This window comes from Sphingomonas daechungensis, from assembly GCF_014489495.1.
Classification (GTDB): domain Bacteria; phylum Pseudomonadota; class Alphaproteobacteria; order Sphingomonadales; family Sphingomonadaceae; genus Sphingomicrobium; species Sphingomicrobium daechungense.
In genome coordinates this window covers 2,522,900-2,539,201 of the sequence record NZ_CP060780.1, presented here as the reverse complement: position 1 = coordinate 2,539,201, position 16,302 = coordinate 2,522,900, and the positions used below count along the sequence as shown (strand labels likewise).

At 63.3% G+C, this 16,302-nt stretch carries 24 protein-coding genes and 1 tRNA gene; 19 read left to right on the top strand and 6 right to left on the bottom strand.

Annotated elements, in window-relative coordinates; genetic code table 11:
- The first annotated feature begins 1 nt into the window (after position 1).
- From H9L15_RS13840 to nadA, 12 genes are all read left to right on the top strand, one after another.
- Positions 2-613, top strand: coding sequence for a retropepsin-like aspartic protease (locus tag H9L15_RS13840; RefSeq protein ID WP_187714468.1), 612 nt, complete (start codon positions 2-4; stop codon positions 611-613).
- A gap of 19 nt (positions 614-632) precedes the next feature.
- Complete coding sequence (locus H9L15_RS13835) at positions 633-1,505, top strand: N-acyl homoserine lactonase family protein (protein WP_223276287.1); 873 nt, start codon at positions 633-635, stop codon at positions 1,503-1,505.
- Positions 1,502-1,930 carry a hypothetical protein gene (locus H9L15_RS13830; RefSeq protein WP_187714467.1) on the top strand — a complete coding sequence of 143 codons (429 nt, stop codon included), beginning with the start codon at positions 1,502-1,504 and terminating at the stop codon, positions 1,928-1,930. Before H9L15_RS13835 ends, H9L15_RS13830 begins: the two co-directional genes overlap by 4 nt.
- A gap of 6 nt (positions 1,931-1,936) precedes the next feature.
- Positions 1,937-2,935, top strand: coding sequence for an NADPH:quinone oxidoreductase family protein (locus tag H9L15_RS13825; protein ID WP_187714466.1), 999 nt, complete (start codon positions 1,937-1,939; stop codon positions 2,933-2,935).
- A gap of 145 nt (positions 2,936-3,080) precedes the next feature.
- Positions 3,081-3,719: a PEPxxWA-CTERM sorting domain-containing protein gene (locus H9L15_RS13820; RefSeq protein ID WP_187714465.1), complete on the top strand. Its 639-nt coding sequence runs from the start codon at positions 3,081-3,083 to the stop codon at positions 3,717-3,719.
- Positions 3,720-3,838: 119 nt separating this feature from the next.
- A complete protein-coding gene (locus H9L15_RS13815) occupies positions 3,839-4,168 on the top strand; it encodes a DUF1476 domain-containing protein (protein WP_187714464.1) in 330 nt (109 codons plus the stop codon).
- 2 nt (positions 4,169-4,170) lie between these two features.
- Positions 4,171-4,401, top strand: coding sequence for a BolA family protein (locus tag H9L15_RS13810; RefSeq protein WP_187714463.1), 231 nt, complete (start codon positions 4,171-4,173; stop codon positions 4,399-4,401).
- 11 nt (positions 4,402-4,412) lie between these two features.
- Complete coding sequence (gene grxD, locus H9L15_RS13805) at positions 4,413-4,730, top strand: Grx4 family monothiol glutaredoxin (RefSeq protein ID WP_187714462.1); 318 nt, start codon at positions 4,413-4,415, stop codon at positions 4,728-4,730.
- 247 nt (positions 4,731-4,977) lie between these two features.
- Positions 4,978-6,237: a glycosyltransferase gene (locus tag H9L15_RS13800; protein ID WP_187714461.1), complete on the top strand. Its 1,260-nt coding sequence runs from the start codon at positions 4,978-4,980 to the stop codon at positions 6,235-6,237.
- 49 nt (positions 6,238-6,286) lie between these two features.
- On the top strand, positions 6,287-7,141 hold the full coding sequence (locus H9L15_RS13795; protein WP_187714460.1) for an MBL fold metallo-hydrolase: 855 nt from the start codon (positions 6,287-6,289) through the stop codon (positions 7,139-7,141).
- A complete protein-coding gene (locus H9L15_RS13790; protein WP_187714459.1) occupies positions 7,123-7,848 on the top strand; it encodes a DUF4230 domain-containing protein in 726 nt (241 codons plus the stop codon). Before H9L15_RS13795 ends, H9L15_RS13790 begins: the two co-directional genes overlap by 19 nt.
- On the top strand, positions 7,849-8,862 hold the full coding sequence (gene nadA, locus H9L15_RS13785; RefSeq protein WP_187714458.1) for a quinolinate synthase NadA: 1,014 nt from the start codon (positions 7,849-7,851) through the stop codon (positions 8,860-8,862). It begins immediately after the preceding gene.
- Here the strand turns inward: nadA and H9L15_RS13780 are convergent.
- The 4 genes from H9L15_RS13780 to H9L15_RS13765 all read right to left on the bottom strand — a co-directional run bounded on the left by H9L15_RS13780 (position 8,859) and on the right by H9L15_RS13765 (position 11,323).
- Positions 8,859-9,371, bottom strand: coding sequence for an MAPEG family protein (locus H9L15_RS13780; RefSeq protein WP_187714457.1), 513 nt, complete (start codon positions 9,369-9,371; stop codon positions 8,859-8,861). The two genes, nadA and H9L15_RS13780, sit on opposite strands and share 4 nt — an antisense overlap.
- A 47-nt stretch (positions 9,372-9,418) precedes the next feature.
- Positions 9,419-9,760 (bottom strand): DUF4112 domain-containing protein, encoded by a 342-nt coding sequence (locus tag H9L15_RS13775; RefSeq protein ID WP_398286265.1) that lies wholly within the window; start codon positions 9,758-9,760, stop codon positions 9,419-9,421.
- Positions 9,761-9,839: 79 nt separating this feature from the next.
- Positions 9,840-10,163, bottom strand: a complete 324-nt coding sequence (locus H9L15_RS13770; RefSeq protein WP_187714456.1) for a periplasmic substrate-binding domain-containing protein — start codon at positions 10,161-10,163, stop codon at positions 9,840-9,842.
- Positions 10,160-11,323 (bottom strand): ABC transporter substrate-binding protein, encoded by a 1,164-nt coding sequence (locus tag H9L15_RS13765; RefSeq protein WP_187714455.1) that lies wholly within the window; start codon positions 11,321-11,323, stop codon positions 10,160-10,162. Before H9L15_RS13765 ends, H9L15_RS13770 begins: the two co-directional genes overlap by 4 nt.
- Positions 11,324-11,424: 101 nt before the next feature.
- On the opposite strand from H9L15_RS13765, the gene H9L15_RS13760 reads away from it, so the two are divergent.
- The 5 genes from H9L15_RS13760 (at position 11,425) to H9L15_RS13745 (ending at position 14,368) form a co-directional block, all read left to right on the top strand.
- Positions 11,425-12,954, top strand: a complete 1,530-nt coding sequence (locus H9L15_RS13760; protein WP_223276286.1) for a transglycosylase domain-containing protein — start codon at positions 11,425-11,427, stop codon at positions 12,952-12,954.
- A 14-nt stretch (positions 12,955-12,968) separates the two neighbouring features.
- Positions 12,969-13,370 (top strand): hypothetical protein, encoded by a 402-nt coding sequence (locus H9L15_RS18050; RefSeq protein WP_223276284.1) that lies wholly within the window; start codon positions 12,969-12,971, stop codon positions 13,368-13,370.
- A 163-nt stretch (positions 13,371-13,533) separates the two neighbouring features.
- Positions 13,534-13,695, top strand: a complete 162-nt coding sequence (locus H9L15_RS13755; RefSeq protein WP_187709216.1) for a Flp family type IVb pilin — start codon at positions 13,534-13,536, stop codon at positions 13,693-13,695.
- A gap of 188 nt (positions 13,696-13,883) precedes the next feature.
- Positions 13,884-14,042 carry a Flp family type IVb pilin gene (locus H9L15_RS13750; protein ID WP_187714454.1) on the top strand — a complete coding sequence of 53 codons (159 nt, stop codon included), beginning with the start codon at positions 13,884-13,886 and terminating at the stop codon, positions 14,040-14,042.
- A gap of 167 nt (positions 14,043-14,209) precedes the next feature.
- The gene (locus H9L15_RS13745; protein ID WP_187714453.1) at positions 14,210-14,368 is read left to right on the top strand and encodes a Flp family type IVb pilin; all 159 of its coding nucleotides are present in this window, start codon (positions 14,210-14,212) and stop codon (positions 14,366-14,368) included.
- A gap of 141 nt (positions 14,369-14,509) precedes the next feature.
- Here the strand turns inward: H9L15_RS13745 and H9L15_RS13740 are convergent.
- Positions 14,510-14,584, bottom strand: a tRNA-Ala gene (locus H9L15_RS13740).
- A 66-nt stretch (positions 14,585-14,650) separates the two neighbouring features.
- Positions 14,651-14,971, bottom strand: a complete 321-nt coding sequence (locus H9L15_RS13735; protein ID WP_187714452.1) for a TIGR02300 family protein — start codon at positions 14,969-14,971, stop codon at positions 14,651-14,653.
- A gap of 144 nt (positions 14,972-15,115) precedes the next feature.
- Here H9L15_RS13735 and cmk point away from each other — a divergent pair, with 144 nt between their 5' ends.
- Complete coding sequence (gene cmk, locus H9L15_RS13730; RefSeq protein WP_187714451.1) at positions 15,116-15,739, top strand: (d)CMP kinase; 624 nt, start codon at positions 15,116-15,118, stop codon at positions 15,737-15,739.
- Between the two features lie 113 nt (positions 15,740-15,852).
- A complete protein-coding gene (locus tag H9L15_RS13725) occupies positions 15,853-16,272 on the top strand; it encodes a hypothetical protein (RefSeq protein WP_187714450.1) in 420 nt (139 codons plus the stop codon).
- The last annotated feature ends 30 nt before the right edge of the window (positions 16,273-16,302 follow it).

Sequence of the window (16,302 nt, the reverse complement as noted above, 5' to 3'; positions counted from 1 at the left end):
ATTGGTCGAGCTCGGCAGCATCTCGCTCGATGGCGTTCGGAAGGACGCGCTCAAAGCGGTGCGCCTCGAGCCGCGCGCGGATGGCGTGAAGCTGGCGGGAATCGTCGGTCTCGACGTCTTCGGGGATCGCACGGTCGATTTCGACTTGCCGAACAAGCGGATCGTCCTGCTTGCTCCCTCGACCCTCCCGCGTGACCTCAGAAGCAAACCGATCGAAGCTAAGCCGACGACCGGCAATCTCCTGACCGTGCCGGTGACGATTGGAACCGTTAAAGCCACGGCAGTCATCGATACGGGTGCGCGAAAGACGCGGATCAATTGGGCCCTTGGGCGGGAGCTTGGCCTCGATCCGGCGAAACTGAACAAGGGTGACACCATCCACGGTGCGACCAATGTGACCGTGGAAACGGGGACGACGCGGGTCGCGGACATTCAGCTTGGCGATCGTCGGCTGGCCGAAGCACCTGTCCTCGTGGCGGACCTGCCAGTGTTCGCAGCGTTCGGCGTCGACGACAGGGCGGCAATCATCCTCGGCCTGGATTGGCTCGACCGGACCCGGATGGTCATTGACTTCCCCGGTCGGCGCGTCTGGTTTGAAGACACCAATCCCTAGTCAGCGAATGGGAGCGAAGATGCGAAGCTTGATCCTCGGTCTGCTCGGTTCAGCGGCAATCGCAGCCTCCGCCTGTGGGACATCGGCCCCGTCGGCGAACGATGAGACCGCAATGGCAAACCAGCCCGCTCCGGCCCAGCAAGCCGCAGGGCTGTCGCTGGTTCGTCTCGATTGCGGCACGCCTACGATCAAGAATTTCGACAAGTTCTTTTCGGACAAGCCCGGCCTTTACGAGCCCGGTCCTCGAGTCATCACCGACAGCTGCTACGTGATCCGCCACGGCGACCAGGTGCTTTTGTGGGACACTGGCTTTCCAGCCGCCTGGAAGGGCCAGGACAAGGATCTCGGCGAACTTTCGGTCAAGCAGGACAAGACGATTCCCGAGCAACTAGAGCAGATCGGCCTGAAGCCATCCGACGTCGATATCGTCGGCATCAGTCACATGCACGCAGACCACACCGGCCAGGCGGCGGAATTCCCGAACGCCGAGCTCCTCATCGGCACCAAGGATTTTGAGCAAACGAAGGGCAAGGACGATCCCTTCGGTCCGTGGCGCAAGGAAGTCGCCAAGGTGCATAGCGCCGAGGGCGACGTCGATGTTTTCGGCGATGGAAGCGTGATGGCCCTGCATCTGCCGGGCCACACGCCTGACCATATGGCCCTACTGGTGAAGCTGGCGTCCGGGCCGGTGCTCCTGACGGGCGACCTCTATCATTCACGCGAGGCGCGCGAGAAGCGCGGCGTCCCGCCGTTCAACACCAGCCGCGAGCAGACGCTCCAGTCGATGGATGCGTTCGAGAAGCTGGCGAAGGAGGCCGGGGCGAAGGTCATCATCCAGCACGAACCGCGCGACATTCCGCTACTCCCGGCGTTCCCGGCGGCGGCCAAATGATCGGAGCCATGCTCTTCGCTTCGGTGCTTGCGTCAGCGGCCGGGCAGGGTGGATGCGCCGACCACTGGGCGGTTGTACTGAATGCCGAGAGCTTCGCCAGCAACGGTGCCGGCAAGAGCTTTGGCGCGACAGAGCTCGAAGCCTTCCGGAGCAAGGCGGAAGGGCAAATCAAGGCCGCGATCAACGCCGCCTGCCAGAGCGGCGCGGTAAAATCCGCCGCTGCTCGCGGCATCGAGCGTATCAGCATCTCCAGCGCCAGCGGAGCGAGTGACCCGTTCATCTATTCGACCGCAAAGGGCCAGCTCACCTTCGAATGGATCTTCGCTGAAGAGGATCTCGCGATACCGGCCGAGAAGGACGTTATCACCGGCGCGGCCTGCTGGACGAATCCTGACGGCCCCGCCTGCTCAAGCCCGGGAGATTGATCGCCGATGAAAGCGCTTCTCAGTCATGAGACCGGCGGTCCGGAAACGCTTCGCCTGTCCGAGCTGCCGGATCCGCAGCCCGGTCCCGGTGAACTGCTCGTTCGCGTCCGTGCGGCGGCTATCAACTTCCCGGACGTGCTGATCATCGAGGACAAGTACCAACTGAAGCCGCCCCGACCGTTCGCGCCGGGCGGCGAATTGTCCGGAGAAGTCGAGGCATTGGGAGAAGGCGTCGAAGGCTGGAGCGTCGGCGACCGGATTATCGCGGTGACCGGATTCGGCGCGCTTGCCGAAAAGGTCGTCATTCCGGCCCGCTCGGCTTTCCGGCTGCCCGAGGAACGCAGCTTCGAAGAGGGCGCGGCTCTCTTGTTGACGTACGCGACGTCGATTCATGCCGTGGTCGACCGCGGCAAACTTCAGGCGGGCCAGACGATGCTTGTGCTCGGCGCCGCGGGTGGTGTCGGGCTGGCTGCGGTTGAGCTCGGCAAGGCGTTCGAGGCGCGTGTCATCGCCGCCGTCTCTTCGGAGGAGAAGGCGAAGGCGGCGCTCGACGCTGGTGCAGACGAAGCGATTGTCTATTCGCAGGGACCATTCGACCGCGAGGGGCAAAAGGCGCTCGCACAATTGTTCAAGGATGCGGTTGGTCCGGCTGGCGCGGATGTCATCTACGATCCGGTGGGAGGCGATTACACCGAGGCCGCGTTGCGCAGTATCGCCTGGGAGGGTCGCTTCCTCGTCGTCGGCTTTCCCGCGGGCATTGCGCGGCTTCCGCTCAATCTTACCTTGCTCAAGAGCTGCGACGTCTGCGGCGTATTCTGGGGCGCCTTCGCGGCGCGCGATCCCAAGGCCAATGCGGCTCATGTCGAATCGCTGTTCAAGCTGTGGCGGCAGGGGATGATCTCGCCGAAGATCAGCGACACCTACACGCTCGAGCGGGCCGGGGACGCGATCCGCGCCATCGCCGAGCGAAGGGTTATCGGGAAGCTTGTCGTCAGGATCGACTGAAGCCGGTCCGAAACGGACTTCCGAGTCCCAAAAAGTGACAAGCCGTTTTGACAAAATTCACTGGACAAGCTGACTTGCTTGGTTAACGAAAGTTTACCGCGAGTGCTGTGGCGGATTGTCCGCCCCGCGTAATTTGGGGACAGTTATGAATCGTTATTTGCTTGCCGCGGCGACGCTCGCCGCAGTCACCCTCGCTTCCACACCGGCAGCGGCCAGCGTCACGATCGAGGGCGATCCGGCGGGGACGACGGTCAACGGTTATTCCGGCCCGAACGGTCTCTTGGTCTCTGGCTCTGGCCTGTCTTACGGTCCGTTCACGCTCGCCAACGTCGGTTCGACGTTCACTGCCAACGTCCTGACGATCGGAACGCCGGAGACAGCGGTGAACCTGTTCGAGGACACCACTCCGCGTCAGATCTCGGTGGACTTCTCGTTCCTGAACCCGGCGGACGCCAATGGCGGCCTCGTTACGGGATCGACGACAGGCTTCATCACCGGTCTGTTCGGTGGCTGCGGTCTCTTCGCCGGCGGCTGCGGCACGGTGAACTGGTCTGACACGCCGACGATCTTCAGCTTCGGCAACGGCGGTTCTTTCTCGCTGCTTCTCAGCGACGCAACCTTCGCCACGCCCGGCAGCGCGAATGTGCGCGGCACGTTCACGTTGATTTCGAATTCCGTTCCGGAGCCTGCAACCTGGGCGATGATGCTCATGGGCTTTGGCGCAGTCGGTTTCGCCATGCGCCGCAAGCGTTCGACGCAGGGCCGCCTCGTTCAACTCGCCTGACGTTCCTTCCTCGGGCAAGTCGTGCCGCCGGTGCTACCCTGCGCCGGCGGCATTTTTCGTGCCGTTGCCACGCCGCCCCGACCGCCCTATTTCGCGGGCGAACAAGCAAAGGACGTTGAGTGAGCACTTTCGACGACCGTGAGCGCGCCTTCGAAACGAAATTCGCGCACGATGAAGAAATGAAGTTCCGCCTGGTCGCCCGCCGTAACCGGCTGCTGGGCGAATGGGCTGCCGGCAAGATGGGCCTGACCGAGGCAGAAGCGGAGTCATACGCAAAGGACGTAATCCGGGCCGACTTCGAGGAAGCGGGCGACGAGGACGTCATCCGCAAGATCCTCGGCGACCTGACGGCGGCCGGCATCGAAACCAGCGACGACGAGATCCGCCAGACGCTTCAGCTGAAGTCGTTCGAGGCCCGCCGCCAGCTGATCGACGCCCAGGGAGGCTGATCGTGCCGATGGCCGCAATGGAGATCGAGCGGCTCATCCGTGAGGCGATTCCCGACGCCGAGGTTACGATCACCGATCTCGCCGGTGACGGCGACCACTATGCAGCACGGGTCATCAGCCCCACATTCGAAGGGATGCCGCGCGTCAGGCAGCACCAGCGCGTCTACGCTGCGCTGGGTGGCCGGATGGGCGGGGAATTGCATGCGCTGCAGCTCGAAACCGCTGCGCGATAAGGAGAATTGATATGAGCGATGCCAACAGCCGCATCGGCGACATCGTCAAGGCCAACGAGGTCGTGCTGTTCATGAAGGGCACGCCCCTCTTCCCGCAGTGCGGCTTTTCGAGCCGGGCCGTGAGCATCCTGGAGCACCTGGGTGTTCCGTTCGAAAGCGTCGACGTCCTCCAGGATCAGGAGATCCGTCAAGGCATCAAGGAATATTCGGATTGGCCGACAATTCCGCAGCTCTACGTGAAGGGCGAGTTCGTCGGCGGTTCGGACATCATGATGGAGATGTTCAAGAGCGGCGAGCTGCAGCAGCTTGTCGGTGCCGAGGCTCAGTAGTTTGTAGAAACAAAAAGGGACGGTGAGCGGGACCAGAATAACCGCTGCACCGTCCCTTTCGTTGGCGTGGGACCAAGTGGACACGGTAATAGTAGCAATCGCCGTGCCAATTCAAATAAACGGCAGAAAATAGCCAATTTTGAGAAATCGAGCGAGAAGCGGTCAGCGCAATGTGTAAAAAGAGCCGACAGATTTGCCGCACTACGGCCGTCGGCACTTTGTCGCTTGCATTGTGTTGGGATGCTCGATGAGCCGCGACGATCCTGAAATGACCAGTCCGATGGCGGTCGAAAGGCTGATTTGCGACGTGACGCAGAGCTGGTCGGAAGTCGGCGGCGGCGTCGGAACGTACCTCCGTCACAAGCGCAACCACATCCTGGGCCGGACGCCGCACCGGCATTTGTTGATCGTTCCCGGTGCGGAGGACAACGTTACGGTCGAAGGACGCGCGATCACCGCGACCGTTCGCTCGCCGCGCGTACCGGGAAGCCCGAATTACCGGCTGATGCTCCGGAACGGCGCCGTACGCCGCATCATGGAGCAGTTCAGGCCCGACCTGATCGAGTGCCAGGACAGTTACAATCTCCCGTGGGCGGCGATCGCCCACCGCCGGAAATTCCCGGATACGGCGCTGGTTGGCGGCTATTTCACCGATTTCCCGACGGTCTACGCCGAACGGCCCTTCTCGAAGGTGATCGGCAGCACCCTGGCGGGCGTCGCCGGTCGCATATGCTACCGGTACTGCGGACAGCTATATCGCCGGTTCGATGCCGTTTTCGCGCTGAGCGAGAATGGCGGCGCGGCAAAGCTGCGGTCGTATGGTGTCGATGACATCGGTATCGTCCCGCTTGGGGTGGAACTGGGCGACTTCGGACCAGCCTTACGCGAAGAGCGACGGCGGCAATTGGTTGGCGCCGAAGACGGCAAGCCCTTGCTGATCTACGTTGGCCGTCTCGATCTCGAGAAAAAGCCGCAGATCGTTGTCGAAGCTTTCCGCAAGCTCCCGGAATCCCTTGGCGCTCGGCTGGTATTGCTCGGCGAAGGGCCGCTGCGGGATGAGATTGCGGCGCTCGGCGACCCGCGCATTCATGCGCCAGGCTTTGTGCGCGACCGCCGCGAGCTGGCGCTGTGGCTGGCAAGCGCCGACATCTACGTCTCGGGAATGGCGGACGAGACATTCGGCGTGTCCATCGTCGAGGCGCAAGCCTCCGGCCTGCCGGTGGTGGGCGTCGCGGCCGGCGCGATGGTCGACCGCGTCAACGATGCGATTGGCCGGCTCGGCCCGGTCGACGATTCCGATGCAATGGCGGCCAATATCCTTGCCGTCTGGCAATCGGACCGGCGCCGAATGAGCGAGATCGCTCAGGTCGAAGCGCATCAGTACAGCTGGGACCGCAGCATGGAGACCCTGTTCGGCCCGATCTACCGCAAGGCATTCGCGGCGCGAACTCGCCGGGTCGTCGAAGCGGCGCCCATGGCCGCTCCGCTCGCCGTCCCTGCGGAATAAGCCGACAACGTCAGACACTCGACGCGCCGACCCACTCCATGGCACAGCAATGAGCGTGGACGCGCCCTACGAACTGCTCGAAGCGCTCGAGCCCGGTATTGCCAGGGTGCTCGCGCATAATCCCTCCGCGTTCACCTATTACGGGACGCAAACCTATCTGATCGGCGAAGAGGAAGTCGCGGTCGTCGACCCTGGTCCCGACTTGCCCGAGCACATCGAGGCATTGTTACGGGCGATCGGCGATCGTCGGATCGCAGCGATCATGTGCACGCACACCCATCGCGACCACAGCCCCGCCGCACGGCCCTTGGCGGACGCGACAGGAGCCCTGATCGTCGGCTGCGCGCCGCTGGCCCTCGAAAGCGTGGGACCTCGGGCCGACGCGGCATTCGACGGCGACTATTCGCCCCACCGCGTGCTCGAAGACGGTGAGGCGATCGAGGTCGATGGCCGGGCTGTCACGGCGGTGGCGACGCCTGGCCATACTTCGAACCATCTCTGCTTCGCTGTCGGCGATGCGCTGCTCACCGGTGACCATGTCATGGGTTGGTCGACCACCGTCGTCGTTCCGCCCGACGGCGACATGGCCGCCTACATGGCCAGCCTCGACAAGCTTCGGCAGCGTCACGATCGCGTATTCTATCCTGCGCACGGGCCGCCAGTGCCGAACCCGCAGCGTTACGTGCGGAGCCTGATGATCCACCGGATGCAGCGGGAGAACCAGATCCTGCGCCTGGTCGCGGAGCAGCCGCGCGACGTTCCCGATATCGTCGCCAACGCTTATCCCGGGCTGGATTCGAGGCTCGTCGCGGCGGCGGGAGGATCGGTGCTCGCGCATCTCGTGGACCTCGAGAAACGTGCGCTCGTTGTTCGGGAAGGAGAGACATGGTCGAAAGCCGCCTGAACAAGCCCCTGGCCATTGCCGCCATCATTGTCGCGCTCGTGCTCGGCGTCCTGCTCGGCGTGACGTCCGGGATTGCCGACCGCATTTTCGGCGGGCCGAACGCCAAGACCATCGCGACATCGAGCCTCGAGTCCATGCGGGCCCAGAATCGGCTGATCACCTTCGTCGCCCGCTATGTTTCGGTTGTCAGCAGCGAGCAGGAGCGGCTCGGCGGGCTGGTCAGCACCGAACGCACCCTGATCCTACCCGGCAACGTCCGCTACGAGGTCGACCTGTCCAAGCTGGAACCGGAAGACGTGCGCTGGGACGCTGGATCGCAGACTTTGAGCGTACGCATCCCCGACGTCGAGATTGCGGGTCCGGAAGTCGATCTGAACGCCGCACGGGAGTATGGTTCGGGTGGCGTCCTGGCGACGCTCACCAACGCGGAGACCGAGCTTGATTCGGCCAATCGAGCGCGGGCGGTGGCTGACCTTCGCAAGCAGGCGCAGGCGGAACTGCCGATGCGGCTAGCCCGGGACTCGGCGCGCCAGGCGATCGAGAGAAGCTTCTCCATGCCCTTGAAGGCGGCAGGCTTCGACAATGCCAAGGTCGTTGCGAAATTCGCGTTCGAAGAAGGCGCCGACGATCCTTCCTATCTCGACACGTCCACACCATATAACGAAGCGATTTCAGAGGCTCAGCAAAGGCGGGCTCAGGGGAAATAGATGACGGTACAATCGCCTAGCCTGAAGGGGCTCGATCTTCTCTCCGAAATCGAGCGGCTGAAGCGCGAGCGCAACGCCGTCATTCTCGCCCATTATTATCAGAAGCCGGAAATCCAGGACCTCGCCGATTTCGTCGGCGATAGCCTCGACTTGTCCCGCAAGGCCGCCGCGACGGACGCCGACGTGATCGCGTTCTGCGGCGTGCGTTTCATGGCGGAAACGGCGAAGATCCTGTCGCCCCAGAAGACAGTCATCCTCCCCGATATGGATGCCGGCTGCAGCCTCGAAGACAGCTGCCCGCCGGACCAGTTCGCCGCATTCCGGGCAGCGCATCCCGATCATATCGCGCTGACCTACATCAACTGCTCGGCGGCGGTGAAAGCGCTCAGCGACATCATCGTCACCAGCTCCTCGGCCGCTGTGATCCTCGACCAGATCCCGAAGGACCAGAAGATCATCTTCGGTCCCGACCGGCACCTCGGCGGCTATCTCGCCCGTAAGTTCGACCGCGAGATGTTGCTTTGGCCGGGCGTGTGCATCGTCCACCAGGCGTTCAGCGAAACCGAGCTTCTGAAGCTCAAGGCCGAATATCCGGATGCACCGGTTGCCGCCCACCCGGAATGCCCGCCGCACATCGTCGACCATGCGGACCTCGTCGGATCGACCAAGGCGATCCTCGACTTCGCGCTAAGCTCACCGGCGCAGACCATTCTTGTCGCGACCGAGCCGCACATCATCCACCAGATGGAAAAGGCGGCGCCGCAGAAGACCTTCATCGGCGTCCCCGGCGGCGACGGGAACTGCAACTGCAACATGTGCCCGTACATGGCTCTTAACACGCTCGAAAAGCTCTACGTCGCCTTGCGCGACCTCGAGCCGCGGATCGAGCTGTCGCCGGAAATCATGGACCGCGCCCGCATTCCCCTCGACCGCATGCTGGACATGGCAGGACGAACAGTGGGGCAGGGCGACGTCGGCAAGCCGATCATCGACCCCAGGATCAGCGGCGATTAGGTCAGCCGCATCCACAGGACGGCGAGGTACATGAACGCATTCATGTAGGCGGTCGAAGAGAATCCGGGCGCTCGATAGAGCGGATGGATACGGTAGCCGATCCAGAAGATCGTGCGGCAGACGACGAACGTGATGGCGACGGCGGGCACGAAGCTGATCCGCTCGATCGGCAGGCTCACCGACAGTGCCCCGATCCCGACGAGGAAACACACGAACTGTTGCAGCGTATTGTCCGCGACGCGGCCGTTGACGACCATCTTTTGGCTTTCCTTGCCGAGCGTCGGATCGATGGCCTCGCTCAGAAAGCGCTCGTTGCCGACCGCGACCAGCATCACGAACAATGGCAGGATCGCCACCACCGACCAGCGAAACGCATAGGCTAGGCGGTCTCCGTTATTATCGACGACCTGCGGTGTCGGGAAATAGGTGGCAATCGCCCAGGCCAGCAGGATCATGCCTGCGATTCCGGATGCTGCCCCGACCGCAACTGTCTTCTGGTCTTTGGTCATGTGCCTGCCCCCGCAAGAGGGACAGCTCATAGCACAAATGCCGCGGCTCAGGAGGAGGGGTTCGGCGCCGTCGTGCTTTCAACGGTAGCGCTCGCCGGGTGATGCCGGTCAAGATGCTTCTTGATGATTCGAAGGTTCCGCGAATTGGAACGGAAGAAGAAATCCGGGATCGCGCCGAAAAAAGGAATCAGGCCGAGGAGCCAGTCGATCCCGACGTTGCCGGCCATCCGGGTCATGTCCCACTTGGACATTTTGAGGTTGCGGGCCTCCCACGCGACATAGGCTCCGAGCGCAGCGGCCGCAGTGCTGCCGGCAAACGGCACGAGGTCGAGAATCACGTCGAGCCCGACACCCTGTCTGAGGCCGGGGATTACGATCATCCGCTCCATGATCTTTTCCAGCGACTCGACCCGCTGGCGAACGGAGGCCGGATCGTTTCCAAGTGGGGCACCAACGCCTTTGGGTCGATCACTCGCCCCGGTCCCGGTCCGGGCGCTGGCGGAGCCCGACCAAAGTGTGGGTTGCGAAGCGATTGTTTGCGAAGCCTTGCATCTGCGTCGAAACGAGCGACCAGCGGATCGGAGCCGTGAGCGCGATAAATAGCTGCTGATCGTCCATCCTCTGGGCAGCCTGCGTGAACAGGCCGTAGCGCTGAGCCGGGACCGTCGCGGCGCGAGCGCCGTTCAGAAGTTCATCCGCTTCGGCATCACACACGGATACGATTCCGCACCGGAACGAGCGCAGGTACCAGGCCGGAGAGCTTGACGGCGCGACCAGGTCGATCAGCCTCAAGTCGGCGGGGCCTCCCTTTTCCGCATCCTCAACTTTGATGCCGAGCGCTCCCCAGTCGCTCGCCAGGCGGCTGAGCATGATTTTCGCCCCGGGGAGTCGGGGAGGGCGATCCTGATGACCGGCGCGTCCAGCCGGCCGATCATTCGCTCAGCCGCCGCGGAAAGCGTGGCACGCCGCTGGTCGATGGGTGTGCTCATCCAAGGCGGCGCCACCGGGCTCGGCACTCCATCAAGACCGGGCTCCAATATCGTCGCTCGCGGCAGGAGGCCGGGAACGTTCAGGGCATCGATCAAGGCCTGCCGGTCGATCGCTTGGGACAGCAGCCGGCGGAACGCGAGGTCGGCCACCGGGCCGGAACCGCGCGCAGGAACCAAGCCAAACAGGCCCATCGCCGGATCGAAGCGCAACGCGGTCTTCGGCAGATCGGCGCTTCGAGCATAGGCGAGATCGGCGAACGTGCCGCCGAGCACCAGCTCCGTCTCTCCCGCGATAAACGCCTTGATCGCGTCGGGAGCAGGACGGCCGCCCAAGATGACGTCTTCCTGAGTGGTCAGGTCATCGTCGAGTGACGTAACGGACCTGCGCAGCAGCAGCGCGTCGGGCTTGCTCTTGGGAGAAATCGCGAACGGCCCGCTACCCTGGTTCTCGCTGACGATCGCGAATTCCGGCTGGGCGAGGAGCTGGAGCAGGTGCGGGCGCGGTGCTGTCAGGCTGATCTCGATCACGCGATCGGTCATTGGCGTGATCTCGTCGATCGCTCCTAGCGTGTCCTTGAGCGCGTTATTGCTTCGGGCGGAAATTTGGCGACGAAGCAACCGGGCGACTTGCTGCGCCGTGATCTTCCGCCCGTCGGGCCACTTCGCCGTCTGCAGCCGGAAAATGTAGCTGAGGCCGTCGTCGGTCACGTTCCAGCGCTCGGCGAGCCCCGGAATGATCTGGCCGGAGGGATCGAACGCAACGAGGCCCTGGGCGACATTGGCCAGCAGCACGGCCTGCGGCTCAGTCAGAGCTCCGGAAGCGGGGTCAGTGATCCTGGGCTGGGCGCCGATCACCAGGACGTTTGTCTCGCCCCGGTCGTTGCGCTGACAAGAGGCGGCGCACAGCGCTGCAATCAGGATCGAAGCCGCAACAAGGGCGCGACGAGTTACCGGCGACCGCATCGGCGCTGTTTAGTCGTAAGCCGCGGTTCAGCAAATCTCTGGATATGTGCCTCCAACTGTTTTACTAGTATAAGTCACCTGAAGGGTGTCCGGGAACAAGAGTGGTCGACAACGAAGGAATCTGGAGCCGGGGAGGTTCCAACGTCGAGGACCTGCCGGATCCTTTCGCGCACGAAGCTCCGCGTCCCGAGATCCAGCCGGATGTTCCGGCCAAGCCGAAGCGCCGGCGCTGGCCGCTCGTGCTCTATGCGATTTCGGCCGTCACCCTCGTCACTTTGATCTGGCTAATTGTCACCGCTCCGCTCTCGCGTGCGCTCGAACCGCTCGACGATCCGGCGATCCTGCTCGTGTCACAGGAAGGACAGCCGATCGCGCGCCGGGGTGCGATCAAGGAAGCTCCCGTTGACGTGACGAAGCTCAACGCCGTCACGCCCTCCGCCTTCGTCGCAATCGAGGATCGCCGCTTCTACAGCCACTGGGGTATCGATCCGCGCGGCATCGCCCGGGCCATGGTTGCGAACGCGCAGGCTGGCGGTGTTCGCCAGGGCGGCAGCACGATCACCCAGCAGCTCGCCAAGACCAGCTTCCTGTCTTCGAACCGAAGCATGAAGCGGAAGGCGCAGGAGGTGATCATCGCCTTCTGGCTCGAAGCCTGGCTGACCAAGGACGAAATCCTCTCCCGCTATTTGTCGAGCGTCTACTTTGGCGACGGCGTCTACGGCTTGCGGGCCGCGTCGGAGCATTATTTTGGGCGTGCACCGGAAAACCTGACGCTGGCGCAGTCGGCCATGCTTGCCGGGGTGGTTCAGGCGCCCTCGCGGCTGGCTCCGACCCGCAACCTGAAGCTCGCTCAGGCCCGCAGCGAGCTGGTGCTGAACGCGATGGCGGACACGGGCGCTATCACCCACGCGCGCGCGAACGCTGCGACGCCTGCCAGGCCGGTCTATCAGTCATCCAAGATTCCGACCGGCACCTATTTTGCCGACTGGGTTGCGCCCGAAGCCCGCGACGCCTTCGAGTCGGACTTTGGTGAGGTGAAGGTTCGCACGACTCTGGACGCCGACCTGCAGCGGATCGCAGTTCGGACGATCGCCCGCTCCGGCATTCCGGGCGCCCAGGCGGCGCTGGTGGCGATGCGCCCCGACGGCCGTGTCGTGGCAATGGTCGGCGGCACGAGCTACGCCGAAAGCCCCTTCAACCGGGCCACCCAGTCACGCCGCCAGCCGGGCTCGGCCTTCAAGCTGTTCGTCTATCTCGCCGCGCTTCGGGCCGGCTACACGCCCGACAGCATCATCGAGGACCGGCCGATCACGATTGACGGTTGGACGCCCGCCAATAGCGACGGCGTCTATCACGGTCCGATCACACTTCGCGAAGCGTTCGCGCGTTCGAGCAACGCGGCGACTGTCCGCCTATCGGAAAGCATCGGCCGTCCCAACGTCATGCGCGCCGCGCGGGAGCTGGGATCACCACGCAGCTTCCGAATTCGCCCAGCGTCGCGCTCGGTACCGCCGGCGTCAGCCTGCTCGAACTTACCTCTGCGTACGCAGCGGTCGCCGGCGGCCGTTATCCGATTCGCGCGCGAGGACTGCCCGACGAGGTTCAGGAAGGGCGCTTCTCAGGCTTGCTGAAGGGCGGCGGACGCATGGATTCGCGCCGTGACTGGGCGCCGATGCTCGACCTCCTCTATGCGGCGGCAAACAACGGCACCGGCCGTCGGGCAGCGCTTTCGGTGCCGACGTTTGGTAAGACCGGTACCAGCCAGGACAATCGCGATGCCTTGTTCGTCGGCTTCGCGGGCAACCTCGTGGTGGGTGTCTGGGTCGGGCGCGACGATGACAAGCCGCTGGGCCGCAAGGTCAGTGGGGGACGGTGCCGGCGCAGCTCTGGCATAACTTCATGGTCTCGGCGATCGCGGTCGATGGGCGCGCCGGCCCGCAGCTTCCATCCGAGTTCCGGGTGCCTGTTGCAAAGCCTCGGCGCGACAAGCAAAGCCCGTTGCCTGACGAATGGAGCGAGGGCGTGGAACCGCTCCGCGAGGTGCTGAAGGAGATCGAGAAGCTCTTCCAGTAGGTCAAGTATAATTAACGTTTATTCACCTCTGCGTTTAAACATTTCTCAACACCCGACTCCTATTAAGGCCCTCGACCTGCACGGATTTGCAGGCCGGAATGGGACTAGCTCCCGACTTCGAGGACAGGAGACCAGAAATGTTCAAGCGGTTCGTCAAGCTGATGAACGACAGCAAGGGCGCAACGGCCATCGAGTATGGCCTGATTGCGGCTCTCATCGCCGTTGCGGCGATTGGTGCGATGCGCGGCATCGGCACCAAGCTGAACACGACTTTCGGTAACGTTTCGAACGCCCTCTAAGGCTTTTGAGACTTACGGGAGCGGCGGTGCCGAAAGGCGCCGCCGCTTCTTTTTTGCGGTTAACGCTCGCTAACCCGCCGGCTTAAGCCTTTCTCAACTCTGATCGCACTAAACTCCAGCCGACCTTCGCAATCGTAAATTGCGCGGGCGGGGCGTCCAGCATCCCGGGTGGACTTAGGAGGTCGGAAATGTCGAAGTTTCTCAAGCTGATTAAGAACGAGCAGGGCGCGACGGCCATTGAATATGGCCTGATTGCAGCTCTCATCGCCGTTGCGGCGATTGGTGCGATGCAGGGCATCGGCACCAAGCTGAACACGACGTTCGGCAACGTTTCGAACGCTCTCTAAGAGCCTTCAAGCGTACCAACGAACGGCGGTGTCCTTCGGGACGCCGCCGTTTTCATTTGTGCGCTTAGGAATTCGGCAATCACTTTGGCGGACAGTTGGCCAGTGCGATCCGATGATCGCGCGTGACAACGAGTAATTCTTTCGCCTGGAGCGGGAGGGAGAGTGTGATGTCGAAGATTTTGAAATTGATTCGCAACGAGCGCGGCGCGACGGCCATCGAGTACGGCCTGATCGCTGCTTTGATCGCCGTTGCCTGCATCGGCGCACTGCAAGGTGTCGGCGGCAAGCTGAACACGACGTTCGGTAACGTCTCGAACGCGCTCTAACCGAGCCTGATGCCAAAGACGGAGGCGGCGCCCGTGAAGCGTCGCCTCCTCCAAGAACAGAGAGGCTGCCCGAGCGGCAACACAAAAACGGCCCACCCAAAGGGTGAGCCGTTCAGGAATCTTCCAGTGATTTCAGAAGGATGGTGGAGCCGAGGGGATCGAACCCCTGACCTTCGCAATGCCATTGCGACGCTCTCCCAGCTGAGCTACGGCCCCGTTCCTTCGCGCCTTAGGCGATGTTTTCCCGCCTGAAAACGGAGAATTTGATCCCCGCCGGCACGCTTATCCCTCTTCGTCTTCTCCGGCCTTGCCGACGCCAAGGTCGTCGTCGCCCGTATCGAGATCGACTTCCTCGTCCGCGCTCGGCTCTTCTTCCTCGTCGATCGCCAGATCCTCGGCCTCGAGGTCCTGGTCGGTCGCCGGTTCCTTCTGCTTGGCTTCCGCGGCCTCGAACGGCAGCGGCTGCTTCGACTTCAGAACCGGTTCTGGAATCCATTCCGTGCCGCACTCGATGCAGTGCACCGGCTCGTCATTGCCAAGATCGTAAAATCGGGTCGAGCACTTGGGGCAAGTGCGCTTGGTGCCCCATTCGGGCTTCACCATGTGGGTCAAACTCCAGTCAAAATCCGGGTAGCCGCAACAAGGCGGCAGCGTTCGGGCGGGCGCCTTGCCATAGGCTACCCGCCCTGTCAAAGCGCCTCGCTTGAACGGTAATTTCGGAACTGGAAGCGGCCCGCGCAAGGGCTCGTGATTGCGGTCGACGGTCCGGCGGCCAGCGGCAAGGGCACGATCGCCCGCGCTTTGGCGAAGCATTTCGACCTGCCGCATATGGACACCGGCCTCCTTTACCGCGCCGTTGCGCTGAATCTCTGGCGCTGGGGCGGCGATCCAACCATCGAGTTCGAGGCGCTCCGGGCCTGCGGCGACCTCCGTTTCGATCCCGATGACGAGGAGCTTCGTAGCGAGCCGGTGTCCCGCATCGCCTCGAAGGTCTCGTCCTACGCGTCGGTCCGCGCCGCCTTGCTCCAGCGCCAGCGCGAATTCGCCGCTCAGGATGGCGGGGCTGTCCTCGATGGCCGCGATATTGGCACGGTGATCGCGCCCGATGCCGACGCGAAGCTGTTCGTGACGGCCAGTCCCGAAGTCCGCGCACAGCGCCGGGTCCGCGAACTTCTCGAGCGAGGGATGCCCAGTCATTATGAGGACGTGCTGCTGGACATCCGTGCTCGCGATGAGAGGGACTCGTCACGGGAAATCGCGCCGCTCAGGCAGGCGGAGGATGCGGAGCTTCTCGATACCAGCGGGCTCGACATCGAACAGTCCATTGCCGAGGCGATCCGTCTCGTGGAACGGCAGCTTGCCGAAGCCTGATCAGCCCGTTTGACTCAACAGCAGTAGAGGCGCACTCCGCCGTCGCGCGCGAAGGGGAGAGTCGCGCTGGATGTGGTCCCCACCTGCGTTCCATCGAGAGCAGGGGAAAACCAATGAACTCATTCATGAAATATGCCGCGGCAGCACTTGCGGGCGCAGCCGCTGCAGGGTCGATTGCTTATGCCCAGTCTGCGTCAGCACCGCGTGCGGTGATTTCCATCTATCGCGCCGCGCCAGGGCATCAGGAAGCCCTTCTGCAATGGCTGGCCCAGCAGGATCGGATTGCCGTTTCGGCGGGCGTACCGTCGAGCCAGCTCTACGCCCATACCGATGGGGACAGCTGGGACTATCTCATGATCTCGCCTGTCACCACAGACGCTCAGGACGCCGCGATCGAAGCGGCTGCCGCGAAAGCGGGTATGCCGACGGGGCCGAAGGTCGGGCTGGAGTTGCGCAAGAATATCGCTTCGCACACCGATACGATGGTCGTCGGACCGCTGACGCCGGCGCAGATGGTGGATCGGTACAAGTAACAAATCAGGGCGGCGTCGATACCGGCGCCG